General features: G+C 53.7%; 22 protein-coding genes. 6 read left to right on the forward strand and 16 right to left on the reverse strand.

Annotation, left to right across the window (positions count from 1 at the left end):
* Nucleotides 1-24: 24 nt before the first annotated feature.
* Both ABKW30_RS00610 and ABKW30_RS00615 read left to right on the forward strand, forming a co-directional pair.
* A complete protein-coding gene (locus ABKW30_RS00610) occupies nt 25-828 on the forward strand; it encodes an SDR family oxidoreductase (protein WP_348596090.1) in 804 nt (267 codons plus the stop codon).
* Between the two features lie 98 nt (nt 829-926).
* The gene (locus tag ABKW30_RS00615; protein WP_348596091.1) at nt 927-1,175 is read left to right on the forward strand and encodes a hypothetical protein; all 249 of its coding nucleotides are present in this window, start codon (nt 927-929) and stop codon (nt 1,173-1,175) included.
* A 6-nt stretch (nt 1,176-1,181) separates the two neighbouring features.
* Here the strand turns inward: ABKW30_RS00615 and ABKW30_RS00620 are convergent, their stop codons facing one another.
* Together ABKW30_RS00620 and ABKW30_RS00625 are read right to left on the reverse strand one after the other, a co-directional pair.
* Complete coding sequence (locus ABKW30_RS00620) at nt 1,182-2,903, reverse strand: GGDEF domain-containing protein (protein ID WP_348596092.1); 1,722 nt, start codon at nt 2,901-2,903, stop codon at nt 1,182-1,184.
* 419 nt (nt 2,904-3,322) lie between these two features.
* Nucleotides 3,323-4,345, reverse strand: coding sequence for a putative sulfate exporter family transporter (locus ABKW30_RS00625; RefSeq protein ID WP_348596093.1), 1,023 nt, complete (start codon nt 4,343-4,345; stop codon nt 3,323-3,325).
* A gap of 108 nt (nt 4,346-4,453) precedes the next feature.
* Between ABKW30_RS00625 and ABKW30_RS00630 the strand changes: the two genes are divergently transcribed.
* A complete protein-coding gene (locus tag ABKW30_RS00630) occupies nt 4,454-5,341 on the forward strand; it encodes a LysR family transcriptional regulator (RefSeq protein ID WP_348596094.1) in 888 nt (295 codons plus the stop codon).
* Nucleotides 5,342-5,504: 163 nt separating this feature from the next.
* On the opposite strand, the gene ABKW30_RS00635 is transcribed toward ABKW30_RS00630, so the two are convergent.
* Together ABKW30_RS00635 and ABKW30_RS00640 are read right to left on the reverse strand one after the other, a co-directional pair.
* Nucleotides 5,505-5,933: a DUF6314 family protein gene (locus tag ABKW30_RS00635; RefSeq protein WP_348596095.1), complete on the reverse strand. Its 429-nt coding sequence runs from the start codon at nt 5,931-5,933 to the stop codon at nt 5,505-5,507.
* A 4-nt stretch (nt 5,934-5,937) separates the two neighbouring features.
* Complete coding sequence (locus ABKW30_RS00640) at nt 5,938-6,444, reverse strand: GAF domain-containing protein (RefSeq protein ID WP_348596096.1); 507 nt, start codon at nt 6,442-6,444, stop codon at nt 5,938-5,940.
* Nucleotides 6,445-6,593: 149 nt separating this feature from the next.
* On the opposite strand from ABKW30_RS00640, the gene ABKW30_RS00645 reads away from it, so the two are divergent.
* Nucleotides 6,594-6,953 (forward strand): winged helix-turn-helix domain-containing protein, encoded by a 360-nt coding sequence (locus tag ABKW30_RS00645; RefSeq protein WP_348596097.1) that lies wholly within the window; start codon nt 6,594-6,596, stop codon nt 6,951-6,953.
* Here the strand turns inward: ABKW30_RS00645 and ABKW30_RS00650 are convergent.
* Entirely contained in the window at nt 6,950-7,399 is a 450-nt protein-coding gene (locus ABKW30_RS00650; RefSeq protein ID WP_348596098.1) for a DUF3592 domain-containing protein, read from the reverse strand. The genes ABKW30_RS00645 and ABKW30_RS00650 overlap by 4 nt on opposite strands.
* A 24-nt stretch (nt 7,400-7,423) precedes the next feature.
* On the opposite strand from ABKW30_RS00650, the gene ABKW30_RS00655 reads away from it, so the two are divergent.
* On the forward strand, nt 7,424-7,690 hold the full coding sequence (locus tag ABKW30_RS00655; protein WP_348596099.1) for a hypothetical protein: 267 nt from the start codon (nt 7,424-7,426) through the stop codon (nt 7,688-7,690).
* On the opposite strand, the gene ABKW30_RS00660 is transcribed toward ABKW30_RS00655, so the two are convergent.
* Nucleotides 7,665-9,005: a cation:proton antiporter gene (locus tag ABKW30_RS00660; RefSeq protein ID WP_348596101.1), complete on the reverse strand. Its 1,341-nt coding sequence runs from the start codon at nt 9,003-9,005 to the stop codon at nt 7,665-7,667. The two genes, ABKW30_RS00655 and ABKW30_RS00660, sit on opposite strands and share 26 nt — an antisense overlap.
* A 65-nt stretch (nt 9,006-9,070) precedes the next feature.
* Here ABKW30_RS00660 and ABKW30_RS00665 point away from each other — a divergent pair, with 65 nt between their 5' ends.
* Nucleotides 9,071-9,964 (forward strand): DMT family transporter, encoded by an 894-nt coding sequence (locus tag ABKW30_RS00665; RefSeq protein WP_348596102.1) that lies wholly within the window; start codon nt 9,071-9,073, stop codon nt 9,962-9,964.
* On the opposite strand, the gene surE is transcribed toward ABKW30_RS00665, so the two are convergent.
* From surE to ABKW30_RS00715, 10 genes are all read right to left on the reverse strand, one after another.
* Nucleotides 9,965-10,708 (reverse strand): 5'/3'-nucleotidase SurE, encoded by a 744-nt coding sequence (gene surE / locus ABKW30_RS00670; protein WP_348596103.1) that lies wholly within the window; start codon nt 10,706-10,708, stop codon nt 9,965-9,967.
* Between the two features lie 12 nt (nt 10,709-10,720).
* Nucleotides 10,721-11,872 carry an MBL fold metallo-hydrolase gene (locus ABKW30_RS00675; RefSeq protein WP_348596104.1) on the reverse strand — a complete coding sequence of 384 codons (1,152 nt, stop codon included), beginning with the start codon at nt 11,870-11,872 and terminating at the stop codon, nt 10,721-10,723.
* Entirely contained in the window at nt 11,872-12,939 is a 1,068-nt protein-coding gene (locus ABKW30_RS00680; protein WP_348596105.1) for an ABC transporter ATP-binding protein, read from the reverse strand. Before ABKW30_RS00680 ends, ABKW30_RS00675 begins: the two co-directional genes overlap by 1 nt.
* Nucleotides 12,927-14,630 carry an iron ABC transporter permease gene (locus ABKW30_RS00685; RefSeq protein WP_348596106.1) on the reverse strand — a complete coding sequence of 568 codons (1,704 nt, stop codon included), beginning with the start codon at nt 14,628-14,630 and terminating at the stop codon, nt 12,927-12,929. Before ABKW30_RS00685 ends, ABKW30_RS00680 begins: the two co-directional genes overlap by 13 nt.
* Nucleotides 14,631-14,862: 232 nt before the next feature.
* Entirely contained in the window at nt 14,863-15,849 is a 987-nt protein-coding gene (locus tag ABKW30_RS00690; protein ID WP_348596107.1) for an ABC transporter substrate-binding protein, read from the reverse strand.
* A gap of 323 nt (nt 15,850-16,172) precedes the next feature.
* Complete coding sequence (locus tag ABKW30_RS00695; RefSeq protein ID WP_348596108.1) at nt 16,173-16,538, reverse strand: hypothetical protein; 366 nt, start codon at nt 16,536-16,538, stop codon at nt 16,173-16,175.
* Between the two features lie 259 nt (nt 16,539-16,797).
* Nucleotides 16,798-17,805 carry an AI-2E family transporter gene (locus ABKW30_RS00700; protein ID WP_348596109.1) on the reverse strand — a complete coding sequence of 336 codons (1,008 nt, stop codon included), beginning with the start codon at nt 17,803-17,805 and terminating at the stop codon, nt 16,798-16,800.
* 91 nt (nt 17,806-17,896) lie between these two features.
* Entirely contained in the window at nt 17,897-19,357 is a 1,461-nt protein-coding gene (locus ABKW30_RS00705) for a UdgX family uracil-DNA binding protein (RefSeq protein ID WP_348596110.1), read from the reverse strand.
* Nucleotides 19,354-20,586, reverse strand: a complete 1,233-nt coding sequence (locus ABKW30_RS00710) for a putative DNA modification/repair radical SAM protein (protein WP_348596111.1) — start codon at nt 20,584-20,586, stop codon at nt 19,354-19,356. Before ABKW30_RS00710 ends, ABKW30_RS00705 begins: the two co-directional genes overlap by 4 nt.
* 88 nt (nt 20,587-20,674) lie before the next feature.
* Nucleotides 20,675-21,472, reverse strand: a complete 798-nt coding sequence (locus tag ABKW30_RS00715; protein ID WP_348596112.1) for a mechanosensitive ion channel domain-containing protein — start codon at nt 21,470-21,472, stop codon at nt 20,675-20,677.
* Between the last annotated feature and the right edge of the window lie 13 nt (nt 21,473-21,485).

Here is a 21,485-nt window from a genome sequence, read left to right on the forward strand (position 1 = left end):
TGCTCAGCCCAAAGGAGAATAACCATGGACTTACAACTGGCAGGAAAGTCGGCGCTGGTGACCGGCTCGACCGCAGGTATCGGTTTGGCAATTGCCGAGAGGCTGGCAGCGGAGGATGCTCATGTTACCATAGTCGGCAGGTCTAAGGCCAAGCTCGATGAGGCTCTGGAAAAGGTACGGGCAGCAGCTTCCACGACAGCCAAACCCCATATACGCGCGATTCTTGCGGATGCAGCGTCCGCCGAAGGCGCGAAAATCATTGGCGAACAGGTGCCGGACATCGACATTCTCGTAAACAATTTGGGCATCTATGAATCGAAACCCTTCACCGAGATTACAGATGAGGACTGGCGGAAATTCTTTGAAGTCAATGTTCTGAGCGGCGCCCGTCTCGCCCGGCAATATTTCCCGGGAATGCTTGCAAGAAACTGGGGGCGCATCATTTTCATCGCCAGCGAATCCGGCCTGCTGATCCCCACCGACATGATTCACTACGGCATGACCAAGACTGCACAGCTTTCGATTTCACGCGGTCTCGCTGGTCTGACCAAAGGTACGGGTGTCACTGTCAATTCCGTGTTGCCGGGACCGACACGATCCGAAGGAATTGTGGATTTCCTGAAAAGCGTTGTCAGCGATCCCACTTTGCCCGCGGATGAGATGGAGGCGGAGTTCTTTCGCAAGGACCGCCCCCTATCCTTGTTGCAGCGTATGATCGAACCGGAGGAGATCGCAAGCATGGTCGCCTATGTCGCCAGCCCCTTGTCGGCGGCAACCAATGGCGCTGCTCTTCGCGTCGAGGGTGGAATAACGCCAACAATCGCATGATTGCGAGTAATAAAAAATTCACATGACAGGCATAATTACTATTCGTTTGTCAAATGCCACAAACACGCTGACATGGTGCCTTCCTGTAGGAGGATACCATGTCAAACCTGCAACAGCTTATTATTGGCTGGATAAACTTACGGCAACAACGGCAAGCCCTTATGGATGTTCTTGGCAAACCGGATGACCATCTCTTGCGAGATGTGGGATTGACTGACGAAGAGGCATCATGGCTTGTCAGTCACGGCCTGATGGCCTGGGTCAAAAGCCATGGCCACACTTCGCGATCAAGTCCGCAAAGCCAACGCCGTAAAGCTGCGGGCCGCGCTGATTGTTATTCCCGCTAAGCTTGGTTACGTTATGATTGTCGTTGGTCCGGAACGTTTTTCGGATGACTGTTTCAGCTTTCGTTTTTGACGTTCCCCGTCATATTCGGAAAAACGCACTCGATTGCGGCCCGCTGATTTAGCATCATAAAGCGCCATGTCTGCCCGGTCGACAATTTCAGACCAAGGCAAATTCCTGCACTCCGCAACACCAAAGCTTGCAGTAATCCTGACGGAACTTCCCCCCGGCGTAACAATCGAGTGACGCTGGATTGCAATTCTCAGCCGGCGCGCAACCATTGCCGCATCAGCATACGAATACCCGCGCAACAAAATTGCAAACTCTTCGCCACCAAAGCGGGCAACGATGTCACTTTCACGAACCGCACTTCGCATGATCCGGGCGACTTCCCTCAGGACCTGATCGCCAAGAAGATGGCCATGTTTGTCGTTGATGGCTTTGAAGTGATCAATGTCGGCAAGTATAAAATACGGAACCGGCTCTCCATGTTCAGCACTGATCAGCGAACTACCCAGATCATCCAGCGCCCGCCTGTTGAGAAGCCCCGTCAACCCGTCCGTATGCGCCAGATGCTCGAGCTGACTCATGAGGAAAGAACGCTCTTTCAACTTGGCGGCGATGACTTCAATGGCAGAGTAAAGTGTTTGAATCTCCGCAACATGCCTGGGTTCCCGAGAGAGATTTGAGGGGCGGTCATCGGCAAGAAGCACAATCGCCTCGGCGCCGCGAAAAAGCGGCCTGAAAATATAGTGCTGAACAACCACAACAAGACCAATTACCAAGGCGAGGATCAAAAGCGCCATGGCACTGGTATTGTAAAGTGCCTTGCGGGCGGTCCGCTCCCGGCTTTCAAACTCATCAACCGAAGCGGTCAGATAGATGCCACGCAATTCTCCCAGCGGCTTCATCGTGGCAACGTAGCGTTTCGTAAACGTCGTTGTATCCAGCGAGAATGCCCCGCCTTGCTGACCTGTCTTGATCTGCTCGTCAATCAGGGCAAGCCCCTGCCGCATGTACAACAAATTTACTTCTTTGCGTTTTTGAGAAATAGGAGAAGAATCAGGGCGGGACCCGGCACTCGGTTCCAGCAAATACCAGATATCGCGAATGCGCGACCTGATGGCATGAATCTCGATCACGTTCTCTTCAGGGATGACCTGTTTCATCGCCATTGGCGCAATGAGATATGATCCCATTCTCCCGGCATATTCCCGGACATTGCTCAGCATCATTCCTTTCAGAACAACCGCAGCCAAATCGTGGTCACGGCGCAAAAGATCAGCTCCCTGCCATTGAATAATCTCGCTATAACTGTCCCAAGCCTCAAACATTTGGTCAATCGCGTCTTGGACATCTTCAAAACGCAGCAGGGCCCGTTCTTTCAACTGTGTCGCTTCAACCTTTCTGCGGCCAAGCCGAAGTTCCTGGCGAACACCCCGAACAAGATTATCGGGAATGATGCTGGCATCGAGCCTATTCAGCGCATCATCTGTCTTTTGTTGAGCAGCCAGCCAATTCAGATAGGCCTGACCGCGATCTGCATCCTCTGCTGTCATCAGAATGTTGGCGGGACCCCGTTCCGCCGAGACGAAATTGGCAGCTTCGAAAACCGATGCAAACTGCTTCACGTCACGGAGATTGGCATGTGCTTTTGAGAATGATGCTGCAAAGTTGAAGATCGTCGACCCCGCCATCACCAGCGTACAGATGATAACAAGCAGAGCCATGCCCCAAAGTCGCACCTTGAGACGACCTCGAGTTGAAAATAACTTGATTCTCATGTTTTGCAGTTTCTTCACTGAATGATTTTTCACGAAGCGCTCAACCGATGTTTAACCGGATCAATCGAGAAATGAGCGGGTTAATCCTGATAAGAATACGATTGCGTCATAAAATATGACGGATGTAATACTTAACATTTGAAATATCATCATGTTTAATTGCCGAAATGGAGGAAAATGATAATTCTATACTTAAAATCAATTAAGGTTGCATGTATTAATAATTGCAACTCATAGTAGATATGGCGCTTTAGACGTACCGAATTCCTTGGAAAAACTTCCATTGGTACGCCATATCGCATAATGCAGCTTGTCTCTGCTTATTATCACTACATTGGCGATACAGCAACTCGCCTTCATGCCCCTCAGACAAGTTGAAGCAGGGCAAGCAAACCGAAGCTCAAGGCAAAAAGCGAAGCCAGTGATAGAACCGCCACCGCCATGACGCGTCCTCCGGCATGAGCCACAGAACGGATATCAACCGACAAGCCAAGCGCTGCCATGGCGATGATCGTCAGCACGTTGGAAACCTGCCCCATAGGCATGATCGCCGCTTGCGGTATCAGGCCAAGCGAGCGCAGGACCATCATCGCGCCAAACCCGCCAATGAACCATGGAACCAGAGAGATTTCGCGCCGTACTGCTGGTGCCTCATGGCGCAGATCAGCTTTCATGATTGCACCCAGCACCAGCAGAACGGGCCCAAGCATCAGCACGCGCACGAGCTTCACCAGTGTTCCGGTCTGCACTCCAAGCAACCCCGCAGGTGCAGTCGCGGCGATGACTTGTGGCACGGCATAGACTGTCAGGCCGGCCAGCACGCCATATTGCGGCACGCTCATCATCGTATGGAAATAAAGCACTGGCAGCAGAAATACGGCCGCTATGCCCAGCACTGCCGTAAAAGTCAGGGCCGCCGCGATTTCCTTGCGATCCGCTTCAATCACCGGGGCGACCGCAACAATTGCCGAGTTTCCGCAAATCGAATTGCCGCAGGCAATCAGTGTCGCAAGCTTTGGCGGCAGGCCAAAGAGCCTGCCAATGCCATAACTGATTCCAATCGACAGAATGACGACACCGGCTATACCCGCAATCAGGGCCAGCCCCGCCCCCTGCATGGCTGTCAGGCTGATGGATGCGCCCAGTAAAACAATTGCCATTTCCAGAAGAACTTTCGCACTGAAATCGATGCCCGGGATCAATGATTGTCCCGGTTGGCGAAACGAGCGGATCGTAATGCCGATAGCGATTGCCAGAACGAGGCTTTCCACCCATCTCGCACCAAATAGCGCACTCTCCATATGCTCGCCGAGAACCGCCGCCAAGGCAACAGCGCAACAAAGCGCGAGGCCGGGAAGAACAGAGAGTGCACGGTGATAGGTGGACATGAGCTTGCCGTTTCAGACTTTAGTGGTAGTCGGCTTATCTCATTTCCAATCATCGACATCTATCGAATGTTATGGCATGTTTTATTCGATAAAATCGAATGGTATGCTATGACATTTGAACAACTCGCCATATTTGTTGCCGTGGCTGAACGCGAGCATCTGACACAAGCCGCAGCGGCCATTCATCTGACGCCCTCTGCGGTTAGCAGTGCTATCAAGAATCTGGAGGCTTTCTACGGCGTCGAGCTGTTCCACCGTGTCGGGCGGCGCATCGAACTGACCCAAACCGGACGTGTTTTTCTTGGAGAAGCCAAGGCAACGCTGGCACGTGTGCGTTCGTCAGAATTGATGTTGTCCGAGCTTGGTGGTCTGCGGCGCGGCAAGCTCAGCCTCTATGCCAGCCAGACAATCGCCAGTTACTGGCTGCCGCCCTTTCTGATGCGTTTCAAGCAGGATTATCCCGGCATCGAGATCGACCTTACAATCGGCAATACGCGGACAGTCGCCGAAGCTGTCACGGAAGGTGAAGCTGAGCTTGGCTTTGTCGAAGGCGAGATCGACGCGCCGCTCCTCTCCGCAAAGATTGTGGCGAAGGACGCGTTGATCGTCGTGGTTGCTCCGCAGCATCCTTGGGCCGACCAACGCCCTTTGACAGCCAAAGATCTTGTCGGGCAAACATCATGGGTCATGCGGGAGCAGGGTTCCGGCACACGCTCGGAATTTGAACATGCTATCGACAACCTCAAACTGTCCCATGACGACCTGAAGATCGCTTTGGTTCTCCCGTCAAACGAAGCCGTGCTTTCGGCAGTTTGCGCGGGAAATTGCGCCGCTGTGATTTCCAGCGCCGCAGCGCGAGCCTATCTGCACGAAGGGCTGGTGATTAAGGCTGCATTCGATTTGCCAGTGCGCAACTTTCGCATGCTGCGGCATACACAACGACACAGCAGCAAGGCATCAGAGATATTGGAGGAATTGTGTAGCGTAAAGACTTAGCGCGTCTTGCATACCCGTAATGCGTGGTTCGACGGGGCTCACCATGAGGAAGTATGGTTAGCTGCATGAAGCGTTGCTAAGTTGCAGAATGTGGCTTCCTGCAATCACCAATCTTCCTCATGGTGAGCCCGTCGAACCGCGCAAAATGGTGATGCAGAACTTATCAGGTTAAGCGCACATACCGGCTCAAGCTGGAATAGCGCTTTTGCGGGCCGTTGACGCGCCAAACCTCTACCCAGCTATCCTCGCTCTCAAAGAAAAACCGCCCTTCATAAAGATCACTGCCGCAAAGATGCGACACATGCTGTGTTGCACCAAACCCAAGACTGATGAATTCATTTCCGCTTGGATAAAGCACCCGCACCGCAGTATCTTCAAAACCGAGCCTGTAAGTCCTCACGGCTTGAAGAAGGTTCTTGCCAACAGCCATTTCGCCGCGCTCTTCAAACAATTCGCGCGTAATTTCAGCCTGCCCCGCAAATGCATAAACCGCACCAGCGCGATGATCGATCACTTTTCGCGTCACTTGCCACGTGCCGCAAACAATGTTTGCAGCCATGCTTTCGGTCGCGGATAGCGGGCGATCAAGCATTGAATCAATCCACCTGTTCTTCCCAGGCGCAAGCAGCCGTATAGATCGCTGCCAGTCTTTCCACGCCAACCTGATCGTCGCTATCGAAGCGTGAAGGCGTCGGGCTATCCAGATCGAGAACGCCAAAGACGCGCCCATCATAAATCAAGGGAACCACCAGCTCGGAACGCGAGGCCGCGTCACAGGCAATATGCCCCGGAAAGGCATGCACATCTTCGACCAATATCGAAGTCGCACGCTCTACAGCGCTGCCACAAACGCCGCGCCCGACAGGAATACGCACGCAGGCGGGCTTGCCCTGAAAGGGTCCAACGACAAGCTCTGCTTGCGAACGCAAAAAATAGAAACCCGCCCAGTTGATGTCCGGCAGCATCTGGAAAATCAGCGCCGATGTGTTGGCGGCATTTGCAGTCGGATCGTTCTCGCCCGCAAGCAGCGCTTCCAGTTGATCGCTCAATTCCTTGTAGAACTGTGGCTTGTCGCCTTCGGTTATCGCTGTTGCTGCAAACATGAAACTAGCCTTCCCTATGGTCTTGCGCATGACGGGTCACGTTTCTGCCGAAGCAATCAGCTTGTCAAGCAAAGCTGTCCTGATCCGGCGGTGTACATCGCCCGCCGCCTTGCTATAGATAGGAACCGGATTCCACAGGTGCAATTACGATGAGTTCAAACGCCAAGGGCGATCTGCAAACCTACGTGCGCATCGACTTTCCTGACAAGGAGCGACTGGGGCCGGGCAAAATGCAGTTGCTCGAACATATTCGCGAAACTGGCTCCATTTCCGCCGCGGGACGTGCCATGGACATGTCTTATCGCCGGGCATGGCTGCTGGTAAGCGCCATGAACACCATGTTCGCAACTCCCGTCGTCGACTCGCAACGTGGTGGTAAACAGGGCGGCGGCGCCGTGGTAACGGAATTTGGTGAAGAGCTGCTGCATCGGTATCGCAGTATGCAGAAGAAAATCGATACGGCTCTGAATGCAGATTTCGAATGGCTCAACCGCAATCGCAGCCGTTAAGCCTTCGCAGATTTGCGCCTCCTGCGCGGCGTTTTAAAACTCACGCGGAAATACATCATATAGGTGATGAACCCGAAGATGACCGTGAGTGATCCGACAATGATCGAAGCGCCCCACATTGAGATCCAATCGCTCAACATGGCTGAATGCGGGTCTTTTGGATCATAATATACGGTTACATTGTCCCCGACATCATAGCTTGGAGGGGAAGTTCCCATTGATGACGTGAACTCTATACGCGCGCCATCTACCGTCTGAAATTCGACGACAGGTTTAAAAACATAGCCGTTTTTCGAGTTGCTTCGAACCAGATTTGTTACGTGTCCCTTGCCTTCCATCGCATTGTTGACGAAGTGGCGCACATACAATACGGACCCTCCAAAGCTGCAAAACAGAATGGCGGTTATCAGGCACATCAACACTTTGTGCACGTTGAAGTTTTTCATTCCAGCAATCCGGATCAGCGACTCATGCGTAAGCCAGTTATCGCAATTTTCGTCATTTGCACAATTCTGTGCGTGTTGTCATTTCCACCGGCCATGATGTCACTCGCCTTCACGGGTGCTTTTCCTAAGAAGTATTTTTATATCCTCAGCGTTTGGCCAATCTCTGCTGTGCTTGGCCCCATTCTCGCTTGGAGTACCCGTTCCCGCCTCGGCATCTGGGCTTTAATCTGGTTCATACCCTGCCTTGCCTATGCGCTTTTCTTCCTCACAGGACATGATCTTGGGGCTTAGCCACCGCATCCCTGTCATTCTCCCGCTCGAGCCAGCGCATGACCGGCGTCACCGCAATTCCATGCAGCACAACCGATATCAGGACGACCAGCGAAACCGTGACCCACAATGTCTCGGCGTTGGAGAATGGTGCATGACCAAGCGCGTAAGCCAGATAGTAGAACGAGCCGAGGCCGCGTATTCCGAAGAATGCGATAATGACTTTTTCCCTTTTGAGGATGGGACTTCCAAGGAGCCCGATCCAACCGGCAATAGGGCGGATAAGAAAAAGAATGACCAGTGATGCCGCAACGACAGGCCAGTCCAGTGCACGAAATACACTGCCTTCCGCAATGGCCGCGCCAAAACACACCAGCACGATCATCATCATCAGCCGCTCGATCTGTTCAGCAAAACTATGCAGGTTTTCATGATAGCCGCTGTCGCGCTCCGCATGGCGCAACGTTAGGGCTGTAACGAACACGCCGACAAAGCCATAGCCATGTGCAAGCTCGATCAGCCCATAGCTGAGACAGGTGATGCCCAAAACCACGAACCCATCGCCGGTGCGCGCAAGTTTTGCCCGGTTGGGGAGACGAAAAGTCAGATATCCGAGAAGTTTGCCCGTAAGCCAACCAAGCCCGGCTCCCGCTGCGAGCCGCCAGACAACATCCACCAGCAGCCAGTCACGCAACCACGGGGCACCGGTCGCCGCTGAAGCTGCAATGGCAATTGCCAGATGCACGAACGGGAAACTCAACCCGTCATTCAGCCCGGCCTCTGATGTGAGTGCAAAACGCACCTCGCTTTTCTCGCCGGATAGCGGCGGCCCGACCTGCACGTCGCTGGCAAGCACAGGATCAGTGGGGGCAAGTGCCGATCCAAGCAGCAGGGATGAAGCCACCCCGACGCCAAGGAAGCTCCAGCCGAGCAGGGCAATCGCCCCGATGGTCAGGGGCATGGAAATGGCGAGCAATCGCCACGTTGTCATCCAGCTGCGCCAACCGACTATGCGGTCGATTTTCAACCCCGCCCCCATCAGGGCAATGATGACGACGAACTCGGTTATTTTCTCGGTGAGATAGCGGCTGTCGAGCGGATTATCGCCTATCATTGATGATAGTGGCGTCCATACGAACAGCGTGCCGAAGGCGATGCAGACGATGGGAAGTGAAAGCGGAAATTCTTTCAGCACCATAGGTAGCCAGGACGTCATTAAGACGACCAGCCCGAATAAAGCGACCAGTACAATGTAGCTGTCTACAGTCATATTCAATTGCAAACCATCCGCACGCGCTTTGGTTCCCATCAATGAAGCGGCATTCATCGAAAGCATCAATCATTCGAATTTGCAGTCCAGCCGGTTTCGTATAGACACATTCCGTCTACCGGAAAGCAAACATGACCGCCCTGCCCGTCCAATCGGCGACAAACGCCAATCGTCTCGCTCTTGCTGCGCTGCTGCTTGGCGGCATCGCCATTGGCGGTTCGCCGATTTTCGTGCGCCTGTCGGAAGTCGGCCCGATGACGACAGCCTTCTGGCGTGTTGCTCTCGCCTTCATCCCCCTGCTGGTCTGGTCAAGGGCAATGCCCGGCGTAAAAGCCGATACACGCCCCGAAAGCCTGTCCGACTATTTCTGGCTGTCCATGCCCGGCGTCTTCCTCGCGGCTGATCTTGCCGCATGGCATTTGGCGCTGCATATGACTTCCGTTGCCAATGCGACGCTTCTTGCCAATCTGGCGCCGATCTTCGTCACCCTAGGCAGCTGGGCGATTTTCCGCGCCCATGTCAGCGGCATATTCCTGATAGGGCTTGCGACTGCGCTTATCGGCGTCATCGTGCTGAAGGGTGGCCCTGCGGCGCTGGGTGATGGCAAGCTTGCAGGTGACGCCACGGCAGCCGTCGCTGCGATTTTCTATGCGGGCTATATTCTTGTCATCGGGCGTCTTCGCGTACGCTTTTCCACACGCACCATCATGATCTGGAGCACCGCAACAGCCGCGATCTGCATGTTGCCGATCTCGCTCATCTTCGAAACCGGCCTTGTGCCGCTGACCCTGTTTGGCTGGGCGATGCTTGCTGGCCTTGCCCTTATTTCCCACGCGGCGGGCCAAGGCATGATCACCTATGCGCTGGCGTTCCTGCCTCCGGCGTTTTCATCGCTGACACTATTGTTGCAGCCAGTTGTTGCCGCTGCATTGGCATGGTTCCTGCTCAGTGAGCCTATCGACCTGATGCAGGCCATTGGCGGGGTCATCGTTATCTGCGGTATCCTTATCGCACGGCGTGGCTGATCATTTTTCAAGACTTTCAAGCAGCTCCGCATCAAGCTGCGCCTGCCCAAACCAGTTCAGCCTGTTGATGCAGACATAACCGCGATCGATCAGGTCATTATCGTCACCCTCTTCACTCGTGTGGGCGCGCCCGCGCGGCACGTTAAGAACCGTCAGGTCGCCATCCCTGCTCACCACATCCGATATCAGCGCAATCTTGTCTCGCCCGATACGGGGCTGACGGATTTCTGCCGGTAGCGACGTCGGCAGATTGACGCTGAGCCAATGCCCTTCCAGCACCCATTCGTCGCGCTCTTTCCACAGTGTCCTGACAAAATCCGCAAGCCATTTGACATCGTGTTCCGTCTGCTCCGGCTTCTTCACCCGAGAAAACCCGATTGCCGCGATGCCCCAAAAACTCGCTTCACGCGCAATCCCAAGCGTACCCGAATAGGCGAGGTCTTCCGCTACATTGCGCCCGTCATTGATACCGGAAAGCACCAGATCCGGTTTGATGGCATCCTTGAATAGCCAGCTCATCGCTGTCACCACGCAATCGGCAGGTGTTCCCGAACAGGAATAGCGCTTCGGTTCAATCTCCCGCATTGTCAGGGGTTTACCGACAGTAATCGAGGCTCCCGCAGCCGTACGCTTGCCATCCGGCGCAACAACCCAGACATCGTCCGTCAGTAGCTTTGCCACCTCGACCAGCACAGCCAACCCCGGCGCATCAATGCCGTCATCATTGCAAACCAGAATTCTCATCGCAGACGCCTTCTATATTTCGATATGCCCGCCGGTGCGCGCCGTATCGTCCAGCGCTGGCAGATATTGTTTCAGTGCACTCAACGAGGTGAGCGAGCAGGAATGACCGAGCGTCGCGGGACGCCCCGCTCCCTCCCAGATCGCGACATTGCCCTGCCGTGTCGGATGGGTCGGAAGCCTTATCCACTCTGCACGCTTTGTCCCGAAAAGCTCGGCTGCTGGCGTGTTGGGGGGAATGTGGCCGGTCAGCAGGATCGGATATCCCTGATCAGCCGCCCGCCCTATCGCTTCAACCGACGGTCCGGCGCTTCCCATCCCATCGAAGGTCATCAACGGACAGTCCGGCAGAGAATCGAATTCCGACCAGTCCAGAGCATTGGTCAGCCGCTCCGTCAACATTGCATCAACCCCGGCACGAAAGGCACCTTTTGCGGCAATCTGGGCCGCGACAGGCTCCCGCATACTGCCATGGATGGCAAAGCGCTCGGGCAGGATCGCCATCAGCTCCAGCGGCTTGCCGGAAAGCGGCACCGGCAGCAGGCAGCCATCCGGGCGTGCAGCTATCCATTGGCGGATTGCCGCAATCCGCTCGTTGCTTGCAACGGCATCATCGCCATAAGAGGCATCCAGCACCAGCAGGTCGCAATGCGGAATCGGGTCCATCGCCAGCACAGCGCTGTCCGGCACCACATCGGCGGTGTAGACAACCGATTTCATGCCGTCATTTGCCGCAAACCAGACACCGCCTGCCACATGGCCGGAGCGCCCGGTCGATACGCTCATTCCGCCCAGATCAATTATGTCGCCCGCTGAGAACAACTCGGCGGACTGCGCTGCAATCGCGAAGGCCTGCATATGCTCGCGCTCGCCATATTGCCCGAGCATTGCAGCTGCCTCTGCCGATGTTTCAGCGGTCATGAAAATGCGGCCGTGAAACCCTCGCGAGAGCAACCACGCCAGCCCGCCAATATGATCTTCATGCGCGTGGGATATGAACACTGCATCAAGCCCGGCAATGGCCGCATCATCAATTGCGGGATAATATTCCCTGCCCGTCGCGCCAACTTTAATGCCTGCATCCAGCAGGATGCTTTTGCCGCCACTGGCAATACCAACACTGGTCCGGCCCTTTTCGCCAAAGCCGCCATGTAGATCAATCCGCATCAGACACTGGCCTCCGGAATAACCCAGCCGGAGGTGATCGCAATGCGCGTCGTCTCGCCTTCGGCGAGCCGGTTCGGATCAGCCAGGTCGAAATGCAGTTCCTGCGTTTCGTCTGCCGCCACCGCCTCGATGCGAGACCCGCCGCCACGATAGATGCTGCGCTTGACCGTAACCTCAATGCCGCCATTTGTTGCGGGGATAATGTCGGCAGCGCGAATGCACACCTTTGCATCGCCTGTTACGGCTTGTCCGGGGCAGCAGCGGAAAACGGCCTCCTGTCCAAGGATTTCCACCTTGCAATGTCCGTTCGCTTCCGCAGTCAAAACCTTCGCCGGGAGCACCATGCCCTGCGCAATGAACGACGCTACCATCGGCGTTGCCGGCTGCTCGTAAAGTTCACGCGGTGTCGCGAACTGCACCAGATGTCCCTTGTCCATCACGGCAATACGATCCGCCAGCGCCATGGCCTCTGCCTGATCGTGGGTAATGTAGATGATCGTCGTGCCAGTGCGCTTGTGGAATGAGGCAAACTCATCCTCCATGGAGGCACGCAGGTGAACGTCGAGATTGGCCAGCGGCTCATCGAACAGCACCAGCGAAGGCGCTGAAACGAGGCACCGCGCCAAGGCCACACGCTGTCTCTGCCCGCCGGAAAGATTGGCCGGACGGCGCTCGCCATAGCCTTGCAGATCGACCAGCGCCAGCGCTTCAGTGATACGCCGCTCGCGCTCTGCCTTTTCAACCTTCGCAACTTTCAGGCTATAGCCGACATTCTCGGAAACAGTCATGTGCGGCCACAGGGCATAATTCTGGAAGACGATGCCAACCCGCCTCTGTTCCGGCGGCACATTCAATTTGGGGTCGGACATCACCTTGCCGCCGACAGTGATTGTACCTTGGTTAACCTGCTCAAATCCGGCGACAAGCCGCAGCAAAGTGGTCTTGCCGCAGCCGGATGGCCCCAGCACCGCAACAAATTCACCATTGGCAACATCAAGCGAAACATTCGACAGTGCGTCGAAATCGCCAAATGTCTTGGTCACATTTTCAATTTTCAATCCCGCCATGGCAGAACTCCGTTTGGAAGGCTGCGTGCGAACAGGTTGGTCAACAGCATCAGCGCAAAAATCACGACAATCGTAAGGGTCGATATGGCGGCCGCATAATTGGAATCACCGCCCTGCTCGAATGAGAAGATCACAACGCCGATGGTCTCCGAGCCGGAGGCCCAAAGCAGGGCGGAAACAGTCAATTCGCTGAATGCCGTCATGAAGATCAGGACACCACCAGCAAGCGTTGCAGGCGCGACCAGCGGAAAAACAATCGTCCGCATGCGCCGGATAAGCCCGGCTCCGGCCACTTGTGCCGCTTCCTCAAGCGAGCGGTCGATCTGATGCAGACCGCTGATCGTCGGGCGCAATGCCAGCACGAGAAACCGTGCCAGATAGGCATAAAGAATGATCCAGATCGTATTATAAATTTGCAGGCCGATGACCGGCAGTGGCTTCAGGAACATGAGCAGCGCGGCAATCGCCAGAACCACGCCCGGCAATGCATAGGGCAGTTCAGCCGAGAGGTTGAGAAACCCTGTCCACCATCTTTTACGCCATGTGATCAGATAACCAAGCGGCACGGCGATAAGCACTGCAAAGGCGGCAGCGGCGATGGATAGGCCAAAACTGTTGAAGAAAGCGCGCTTCGCAGCGGCGTGGTCGAACAGCACGAAAGCATAATTGGCAAGCGTCACTGTCTTCATGCTGAGCGGCACGCCGTAAGCAGCAACAAGCGAGGTGAGGAACAAACCAACAATAGGCAGGACCAGAACAACGATAATGAGCAGCCACATTACAATTTCTGCGAAAGGACGCCAGCGCCCAAGCTCGAATGGGGCCGCTGGCAGTGATGTGGAAGCGATGCGATAGTCACGGCGGCGGGACGCGTAGTCTTGTGCCAGTATTCCGGCCATGGCTATCAATCCGATAAGCATGGAAAGAACCGCGACCTCGGAAAGCACGGCAGGGCCGCCGCCAGCCAGACGCTGATAAATCAATGTCGGCAGCACAAGATAACCCGCCGGAATGCCCAGAAATGCAGGGATGCCGAAATTGCCGACACAGGAAACGAAGGCCAATGCCGTGGCACCAATGATCGATGGCGTCATCAGCGGTACAATGATCGTACGAAGAACCGTCCATCTGCCAGCGCCGCTGCTGAGCGCCGCTTCCACCAATTCTCGCGGAAGTTTACGTAAGCCAGCCCTTACCATCAAGAATACCAGAGGCCCATATTGCACGCCCAGCAGGGCTATGATTCCGGTTGTTGAATAAAGCGGGTTTTTGCTGCCCAGCGCCGGAGCCATGCCGATGAGTTTGAGAAAGGGGCTCGCAGGTCCAAAGAGCTGTAGCCATGCAAGGGCTGTAACCTGCGGCGCAATAAGCAGCGGAACGACATAAAGCAGGACAAAGGTGCTGCGCCCGCGAACATTGGTCAGGCTTACAAGAAGAGCAACGGCCGTGCCCAGAACGACTGCCAGTAATGTACCGCCTATGCCGACCTGCAGGGAATGCCAGGTTGCGGTCCATGTTGCCGAGCCGGAGAGCGCTGTGCGAAGTGGCGCTGCGGAAAAGCTGCCTTGCGGCATGACAATTTCAAAAGCGAGGCGCAACATCGGCACAATGGAAAGCATCGCAACAATGATCGCCACCCCTGCGATCAGGGCTGTATCAGCGCCCCAGCGCTTTTCACCTGCAATAATCATTCACAGTCCCAAGCATTCATTGCGCTAAACCCATTGCATTATCGCCGTGCGTGGTTCGACAAGCTCACCATGAGGGGGTTGGATGGTTGCAAAACCTGTTTGCAGCTTCTGAGAGAAAGGCTCCTGCAAACCACCACTTCCCTCATGGTGAGCTTGTCGAGCCACGCACGGCACAATTGCTAAACTGGAAACGGCAAGAAAACTCAGTTGCACTCTCTTGCCGGAACCCGCCTTAGCCGCCGAACATTTCCGAGAACTTGGCCTTGTCAGCATCGGTCGATTCAAGAACTTTCAGAGTCTCGATTGGCATGACCTTTACCTGCACACCTTCAGGCAGCCACGAAGGACGGCCGATTGATGGCTTTGCGGGCAGATAGCCCTGTTCAAGTGCAAGCTTCTGTCCTTCGTCGGAAAGAATGAAGTCGACAAACTTCTGCGCTGCGGCTTCATTCTTCGAGCCTGACATGATCGCTACCGGCTCAGTCACCGCAGGAACACCTTCGGACGGGAACACGAATTCAACCGGCGAACCTTTTGCCTTTGCATTCAGTGCCATGAAATCCACCAGAATACCGTAAGGCTTCTCGCCGCTGGCAACGGATTTGAGAACCGCACCATTGCCGCGCACAGCAACAGTTTCATTCTCTTTCAGCTTGTCGAAATAGCCCCAGCCGAGTTCAGAATTGCCCACAAATCCGCTGAGCAAATAAGCAGCAGCGCCGGAATAAAGCGGGCTTGGCATGACGATCATGCCCTTATATTCGGGCTTGGCGAGATCAGCCCAATGTTCGGGCTTTGTGGTTGCAGCGGAATTATAAGCAATACCGGTAGTGATCAGCTTACTGCCGAAATAGGTCTTGTCCTTGTCATAAGAGTCCTTGTCGAAGCCTTCGACATTGGCCTTTTCATAAGCCTGTAATTTGCCCTGCTTCTTCAGACCTTCCATGCTCACGGCATCGGCGATCAGCAACACGTCAGCCTGTGTCGCGCCAGCAGAAAACTCCGCAGCAAGCTTGCCGAGAATATCACTGGTGCCGGAACGGTAAACCTGTACTTCGATATCCGGATTAACCTTGCGGAAGGCTTCGACCGTCTTGGCCGCATCCGTATCTGGCTGCGATGTATAAAGGCTTAGCGTTTCGGCATTGGCCGCGCCAAACGCGAGAGTAGCCGCCAGCATTGCCGGCGCAGCGAAAGTCATTCCAAGAAGCTTGTTCATTTTTTTCTCCTCCCTAAGGGGATTCGGTTTGATCGAGGGGACACGTGCCCACGAAAAATCCTCCTCCATGCATAGCGGGTTCTTTGCGACCCATCATGCCGGAAGAGTGTCCATGTTCATTTGTCTTTTGTCAAATACATTTGAACAATGAAACTTATATGACAAACGAAGCTGCCGAAGAAAAAACTTGAGAACTTAGCCGACCAGTCATTGATGAGCTATCATGCGGAGAACTTATCGTGAAAAATCTCAGCACGAGTTTAGTCGGCATTGTCAACATTCATATGACGCAGCATGCCTGTTGGCTTCCAGAATAAAAATGCCTAAAGGACACCCCGGCTGCGCAAGAAGTCCATCAGGCCAACATGGGTGATCGCCTCGAACTCTGCGGCGGCGGCAGCGAACTTGTTGCGTTGCTTGATCAGCATACCGAAGACCTGCTTCATCTCGGATGATACTCCAAAACGTTCCCAGCGCTCGGCCACATGCGGCGGCAAATCCAGATCCTTGCAGAAATCCGAAATATTGGCATAGCCGAGTAGCGCAAGATTGGTCTTCACTTCGTCTACCGGCATGCGCTCCTCGACCGCATGATCATGCAGCCGCTGCGCAACCAGACGAAGATCCGCCGGCGACGATCCAATGACACGATTGAGGATGGAACGGACCTCATTGGGGAACGACGGCATGTGCAACTCCAAGTTTCAAATCGAGTCCAACTCTATAATGAAGGCATCAACTGAGCCAGCGGAATCTCTACCGATGTCGGATGGGAAAGCAGTCGTTGAAAAAAATTCTGTAAAAAAACCTGTTTGGATGAAAGCTTGGAGCAAACCTTCACTGTTTTGCAAAAAAATCGCCAACACTCACAGAAAAAGCCGCGATTTTTGCAGCAAATTCGCTATCTATAGCTGCAATTTGGTTGTGCTTGGTTGATATCCGCTGGCCTCAGATAAGGCCGCGCAACTTCAGCTCGTCCTTCAGATAGGCATAATAAATTGGCGCAGCAATAAGCCCTGCGATGCCGTACCACGCCTCAAGAACAATCATCGCAAGCAACAATTCCCATGCACCGGCCTTGATGCGCGAGCCGATAATTTTGGCATTCATGAAGTACTCAAGTTTATGAATAATGATCAGAAATACGAGGGAGCCTACCGCCGCTGCAAAGGAAACGCTCAACGCAACAATAACAATTACAGTGTTGGATATCAGGTTGCCGATAACCGGGAGTAAACCCACCAGAAAAGTTACTGCAATCATCGTTTTTACCAGTGGCAGATGAATGCCAAAGGCTGGCAATACTACCGCGAGGAAAATGCCGGTAAAAAACGTATTCAGCGCAGAAATCCGCAACTGCGAAAAGACGATATTGCGGAAAGCATTACTTAAAAATTCTGCGCGCTCCGTAAGCGCAATTGCAAGCGGGCCGGGCTTCTTGTGAGGCGACACCGAGGTCAGCGCGATTAATCCGCCAATCACCATGCCAAGAATAATCCGTATCAGCAGCACGCCGATATCGCGTCCGACAAGCTGCAATTGTCCGGCATGGTTACGCAACCACGCTGCTGCAAAGGTTTCCAGCTCTTCAATATTGGATGGAAAATAATCGCGCGCCCAAGCTGGAAGATGAAGCTGCGCCGTATCGATGATTTCCGCCATCTTTTGAAACAGCGAGACGATGCCTTCTGAGCCATCCGTAAGCAGCGCGAAACCGCGCATTACGCCAACAACGACGATAAGTATAAAAATCAGCCCAAGTAACGCCAACGCAACTGTTCTTGTCAGTCCATTGGAGACGCCCATCCTCCCAAGCAAAGGCGCCGCCATATGGACCAGACTGTAGACAAGAAGCCCTGCCAGAAGTGCCGACAGCAATCCAAGCTGGAGAACGCCGATCAGCGCGACGAACGACAATATATATGAAGCTATTTGAGGCTTTGAAACAGTCTGCAAGAGAACACCAAAAAAGGAGAAACTGACCAGAACAGTTCCTAGACTTGAAACCTCTTGCGACGCAAGGCCAACTGCTGGAATTGACTGTTTATCATGCGGCCAGAGCCAGCTTTTTCACTAAGCGAATGTCGTTAATAAATCGCTCTGTTTCTGCCTGTTTCATATCTTCTTCCGGAATTCGCAACAAGTACGAAGGGTGAACAGTTACAAACAATTTCGTTCCGTCGCCAAATGGAATTGCTTTACCGCGGAAGTCCGATAGTCGCTGTTGCTTTTCCATCAGCGAAGTCAATGCAGTTGCGCCAAGTGCTACAATCAACTTTGGCTTGATGAATTCTATTTCTTGCTTCAGCCACCAGCGACAGGCTCTGATTTCGCCCATATTGGGCTTCTGATGTATGCGCCTCTTGCCGCGTGGTATATACTTGAAGTGCTTTACCGCATTGGTGACATATACTTTAGTCCGGCTAATTCCGGCAACATCAAGCGCCATGTCGAAAACTTTCCCGGCAGGCCCGACAAAGGGTGTACCTGCGAGGTCTTCCTGATCTCCCGGTTGTTCACCCACGAATATGATGTCGGCATTTTCCGGCCCGTCGCCAAAAACTGTCTGGGTCGCATTCTTGTACAGATCGCAGCGTGTGCAATGTTTTGCCTGATGCTTTAACCCGGCAAGGGAACCCGCCACTTCTGGAGGCTCATCTTCCTCTGATTTCGCGGCAGCCTGTAACTTTTCATGAAACATTGGTGGCATCGTTGCCTGCTTCTCGCGCATTGCCGCCACACGTGCTTCGGCCGTGTTGATAAGGTCCGGGATCAATTCTGCTTCTGGCAGGTTCTTCCAGTATTTCTTCGGCATTTCGGCCTGCATCGCCTTTATCTTCAATCGTGCAGGATTGAAAATATTGGCAAAATAAGTTCTCCAGAGTTCATCTGTCGTGTCTTCCGCGTCGATCCTGATGGCGGGTTCACGCGAGGTTTTGAGGACGCTCCCATCCCAAACTGCCGAGCCTTTTGGTGTGGCGATGATCCAATCCATGTCGGTGAATCTCCTTTGGAAAAAAGAGGAAACGCGCTCAACGATAAAATGATCCGGCTCAAACCAGGCCCAAAACTTGCGCCGTGCCCTCGCCGTCTGATCTGCCTCCGGCACTTCCTTGAACCGGACGAAAGCCTTCATCTTGTGACTGTCACGGCGTACGGATTTTTCCATTTTATGTGCCAGAACAACATCCTCATCCGACAGAATTTCAAGCAGTCTCTTCTCGCTTTGCAGCCGCCATAAAAGCCGGTAAAGCAACCCGAACCGCTGTGTACTCGAGTGACAGATAATGGTCTCGGCGAGAGGGACGAAATCCTTGGGAACAGTTATTACTTTACTTTCGGACTGCACCGGTGTGGTGTCAAAACTATCGAGAAGATTTCCGGCACCATCCGCTGATCTGCTCCAGTCAATCGCATTTGGATGCACACTATTAGCCAGCATTGTTCGAGCAACCTCACGCCACTCTTCATAATTTGCTGCAATATCGAGAGGTGCAACGATCATCATAACAACATCAACTGTTCCGGCTTGGGGCTGAACACTGCCCGAAGATCGGCGCTATCAATAAGACTGTGTGGGGACCAGCCTTCAGCAACAATAAAAGTCTTGATCTTCTTGATGGAAACACCAAGCCGCCCAAGATCATCCAGACGAAGACTACGATGCTTGCGAGCAATCAGGATGGCCTTGACCGTCTTTGTCCCTAGCCCCGGAATCCGTAAAAGCATTTCCCGTTCTGCCTTGTTGATGTTGACGGGAAATTTTTCGCGGTGAGCCAGCGCCCATGCAAGTTTCGGATCAAGATCGAGATCCAGCATTCCATCCGGGCGGGCCGACGTTATTTCCTCAATGCCAAAACCATAGAACCGGTAGAGCCAATCAGCCTGATAAAGCCGGTGCTCCCGAACCAGCGGCGGCTTTATCAGCGGCAGATTCTTCGATGAATCCGGTATCGGACTAAAGGCTGAATAATAGACACGGCGAAGGCTGTAACTTCCATAAAGCCTTGAACTTGTTTGTAAAATCGTCGCATCATTGGCGTCGTCGGCTCCCACGATCATCTGGGTGCTTTGCCCGCCCGGCACAAATTTTTTACGGCGTTTCGTTTGCAGGGTCGGGTCAGCCGCCGCCTCTATTTTCAGACGAAGATCGCCCATGGATTTACGAATACCCGCCGGCTTTTTCTCGGGCGCGAATTGAGCGAGCCCGGAATCGGTTGGCAATTCAATGTTTATCGACAGGCGGTCCGCATAAAGCCCAGCCTCTTCGATTAGATGCGGCGATGCTTCGGGAATTGATTTCAGGTGGATATATCCGCGGAAATTATGAGTCGTACGCAGCTCTTTTGCGATTCTGACCATCTCTTCCATTGTGTGATCGGACGAGCGGATAATTCCTGACGAAAGAAACAAACCCTCAATGTAGTTGCGACGATAGAATTCGAGCGTAAGCCAGATTACCTCCTCCACAGTAAAGCGCGCGCGTTCGACATTACTCGATGAGCGGTTGATGCAATAAGCGCAATCGTAAATGCAGAAATTGGTCAGCAATATTTTAAGCAGCGATATGCAACGCCCATCTGGCGCATAGGCATGGCAGATGCCCGAACCTTCCGTAGAACCTAGCCCGCCTGATCGCGAGGAATCCCGCTGCGATGTTCCGCTGGACGCGCAGGAAGCATCATACTTTGCTGCGTCCGATAAGATTGCCAAGCGTTGTTGTAAGGATTTCTTCATATTTGTTCACTTTATGTTCTATAACATTTCCTGTCAAACTCTTGAGGTTAAACCGGCAATTATCAAAACTGTTCCGAAGCTATGTTTTTTATTTCTTGAGATTTAACGTGTTTCTCAAGCTCTTGTTCAATCCGGTTTTTACCGCCTGAAAGTCTGGTACGTCCGTCCAGTAGCGCAAGGTTACACTCATCGAACTCTCACCAAGTTCGGCAATAAATGTGTTTGGAGCGGGATCTTTTTTGACAAGAGGATTGCTCTCGGCAAGCTTGGTAAGTTTCGCCTGTAGCTTGTCCATGTCTTCGGCATTATCAACTGTAACAGTGATGTCATTTCGTCTTACGCCATTGCGGCTGAAATTCTTGACAGGCTGGGTCCAGAGCGTGGAGTTCGGGGCAAGCACATATATCCCGTCGGCTGCACGAAGACGCGTTGCAAAAAGTCCAATTTCCTCAACAGTACCGGTAACGCTGCCAACTTCCACATATTCGCCGATACGCAACGGGCGAAGCGCCAAAAGCATGATACCCGCCGCAATATTCTGCAATGTCCCTTGCAAAGCCAAACCAATTGCCAAGCCGACGGCACCAATGGCCGCAATGACCGATGCTGTTTGAATACCGAACTGGCCAAGGACCATGACGATCACGAGACCGAGAACCACATAGCGCGCGATCTTCGAAAAAAACCGCCGCAGGGTCATATCGAAGCCGCTAACCTGTCCCAGCCCGGCGTAAACCCAGCGCTCTATCAGGCTTGCTGCAAGGAAGCCGATAACCAGCAGTATCACTGCTCCTATCACCGAGAATGAATAGGTGACGATCAGTGCGCTGGCTTGGCCAACAGCCGCCTGAATAGCTGAAAAAGTATTTTGGGGATCAAGGTCCATGGGGGTGGTCTCC

It is taken from the genome of Phyllobacterium sp. SB3, from assembly GCF_040009165.1.
Classification (GTDB): Bacteria; Pseudomonadota; Alphaproteobacteria; order Rhizobiales; family Rhizobiaceae; genus Phyllobacterium.

Coding starts and splice junctions, on each gene's coding strand:
- ABKW30_RS00610 (WP_348596090.1), top strand. CDS start 25: ATGGACTTACAACTGGCAGGAAAGTCGGCGCTGGTGACCGGCTCGACC.
- ABKW30_RS00615 (WP_348596091.1), top strand. CDS start 927: ATGTCAAACCTGCAACAGCTTATTATTGGCTGGATAAACTTACGGCAA.
- ABKW30_RS00620 (WP_348596092.1), bottom strand. CDS start 2,903: ATGGCTCTGCTTGTTATCATCTGTACGCTGGTGATGGCGGGGTCGACG.
- ABKW30_RS00625 (WP_348596093.1), bottom strand. CDS start 4,345: ATGTCCACCTATCACCGTGCACTCTCTGTTCTTCCCGGCCTCGCGCTT.
- ABKW30_RS00630 (WP_348596094.1), top strand. CDS start 4,454: ATGACATTTGAACAACTCGCCATATTTGTTGCCGTGGCTGAACGCGAG.
- ABKW30_RS00635 (WP_348596095.1), bottom strand. CDS start 5,933: ATGCTTGATCGCCCGCTATCCGCGACCGAAAGCATGGCTGCAAACATT.
- ABKW30_RS00640 (WP_348596096.1), bottom strand. CDS start 6,444: ATGTTTGCAGCAACAGCGATAACCGAAGGCGACAAGCCACAGTTCTAC.
- ABKW30_RS00645 (WP_348596097.1), top strand. CDS start 6,594: ATGAGTTCAAACGCCAAGGGCGATCTGCAAACCTACGTGCGCATCGAC.
- ABKW30_RS00650 (WP_348596098.1), bottom strand. CDS start 7,399: ATGAAAAACTTCAACGTGCACAAAGTGTTGATGTGCCTGATAACCGCC.
- ABKW30_RS00655 (WP_348596099.1), top strand. CDS start 7,424: ATGCGTAAGCCAGTTATCGCAATTTTCGTCATTTGCACAATTCTGTGC.
- ABKW30_RS00660 (WP_348596101.1), bottom strand. CDS start 9,005: ATGCTTTCGATGAATGCCGCTTCATTGATGGGAACCAAAGCGCGTGCG.
- ABKW30_RS00665 (WP_348596102.1), top strand. CDS start 9,071: ATGACCGCCCTGCCCGTCCAATCGGCGACAAACGCCAATCGTCTCGCT.
- surE (WP_348596103.1), bottom strand. CDS start 10,708: ATGAGAATTCTGGTTTGCAATGATGACGGCATTGATGCGCCGGGGTTG.
- ABKW30_RS00675 (WP_348596104.1), bottom strand. CDS start 11,872: ATGCGGATTGATCTACATGGCGGCTTTGGCGAAAAGGGCCGGACCAGT.
- ABKW30_RS00680 (WP_348596105.1), bottom strand. CDS start 12,939: ATGGCGGGATTGAAAATTGAAAATGTGACCAAGACATTTGGCGATTTC.
- ABKW30_RS00685 (WP_348596106.1), bottom strand. CDS start 14,630: ATGATTATTGCAGGTGAAAAGCGCTGGGGCGCTGATACAGCCCTGATC.
- ABKW30_RS00690 (WP_348596107.1), bottom strand. CDS start 15,849: ATGAACAAGCTTCTTGGAATGACTTTCGCTGCGCCGGCAATGCTGGCG.
- ABKW30_RS00695 (WP_348596108.1), bottom strand. CDS start 16,538: ATGCCGTCGTTCCCCAATGAGGTCCGTTCCATCCTCAATCGTGTCATT.
- ABKW30_RS00705 (WP_348596110.1), bottom strand. CDS start 19,357: ATGATGATCGTTGCACCTCTCGATATTGCAGCAAATTATGAAGAGTGG.
- ABKW30_RS00710 (WP_348596111.1), bottom strand. CDS start 20,586: ATGAAGAAATCCTTACAACAACGCTTGGCAATCTTATCGGACGCAGCA.
- ABKW30_RS00715 (WP_348596112.1), bottom strand. CDS start 21,472: ATGGACCTTGATCCCCAAAATACTTTTTCAGCTATTCAGGCGGCTGTT.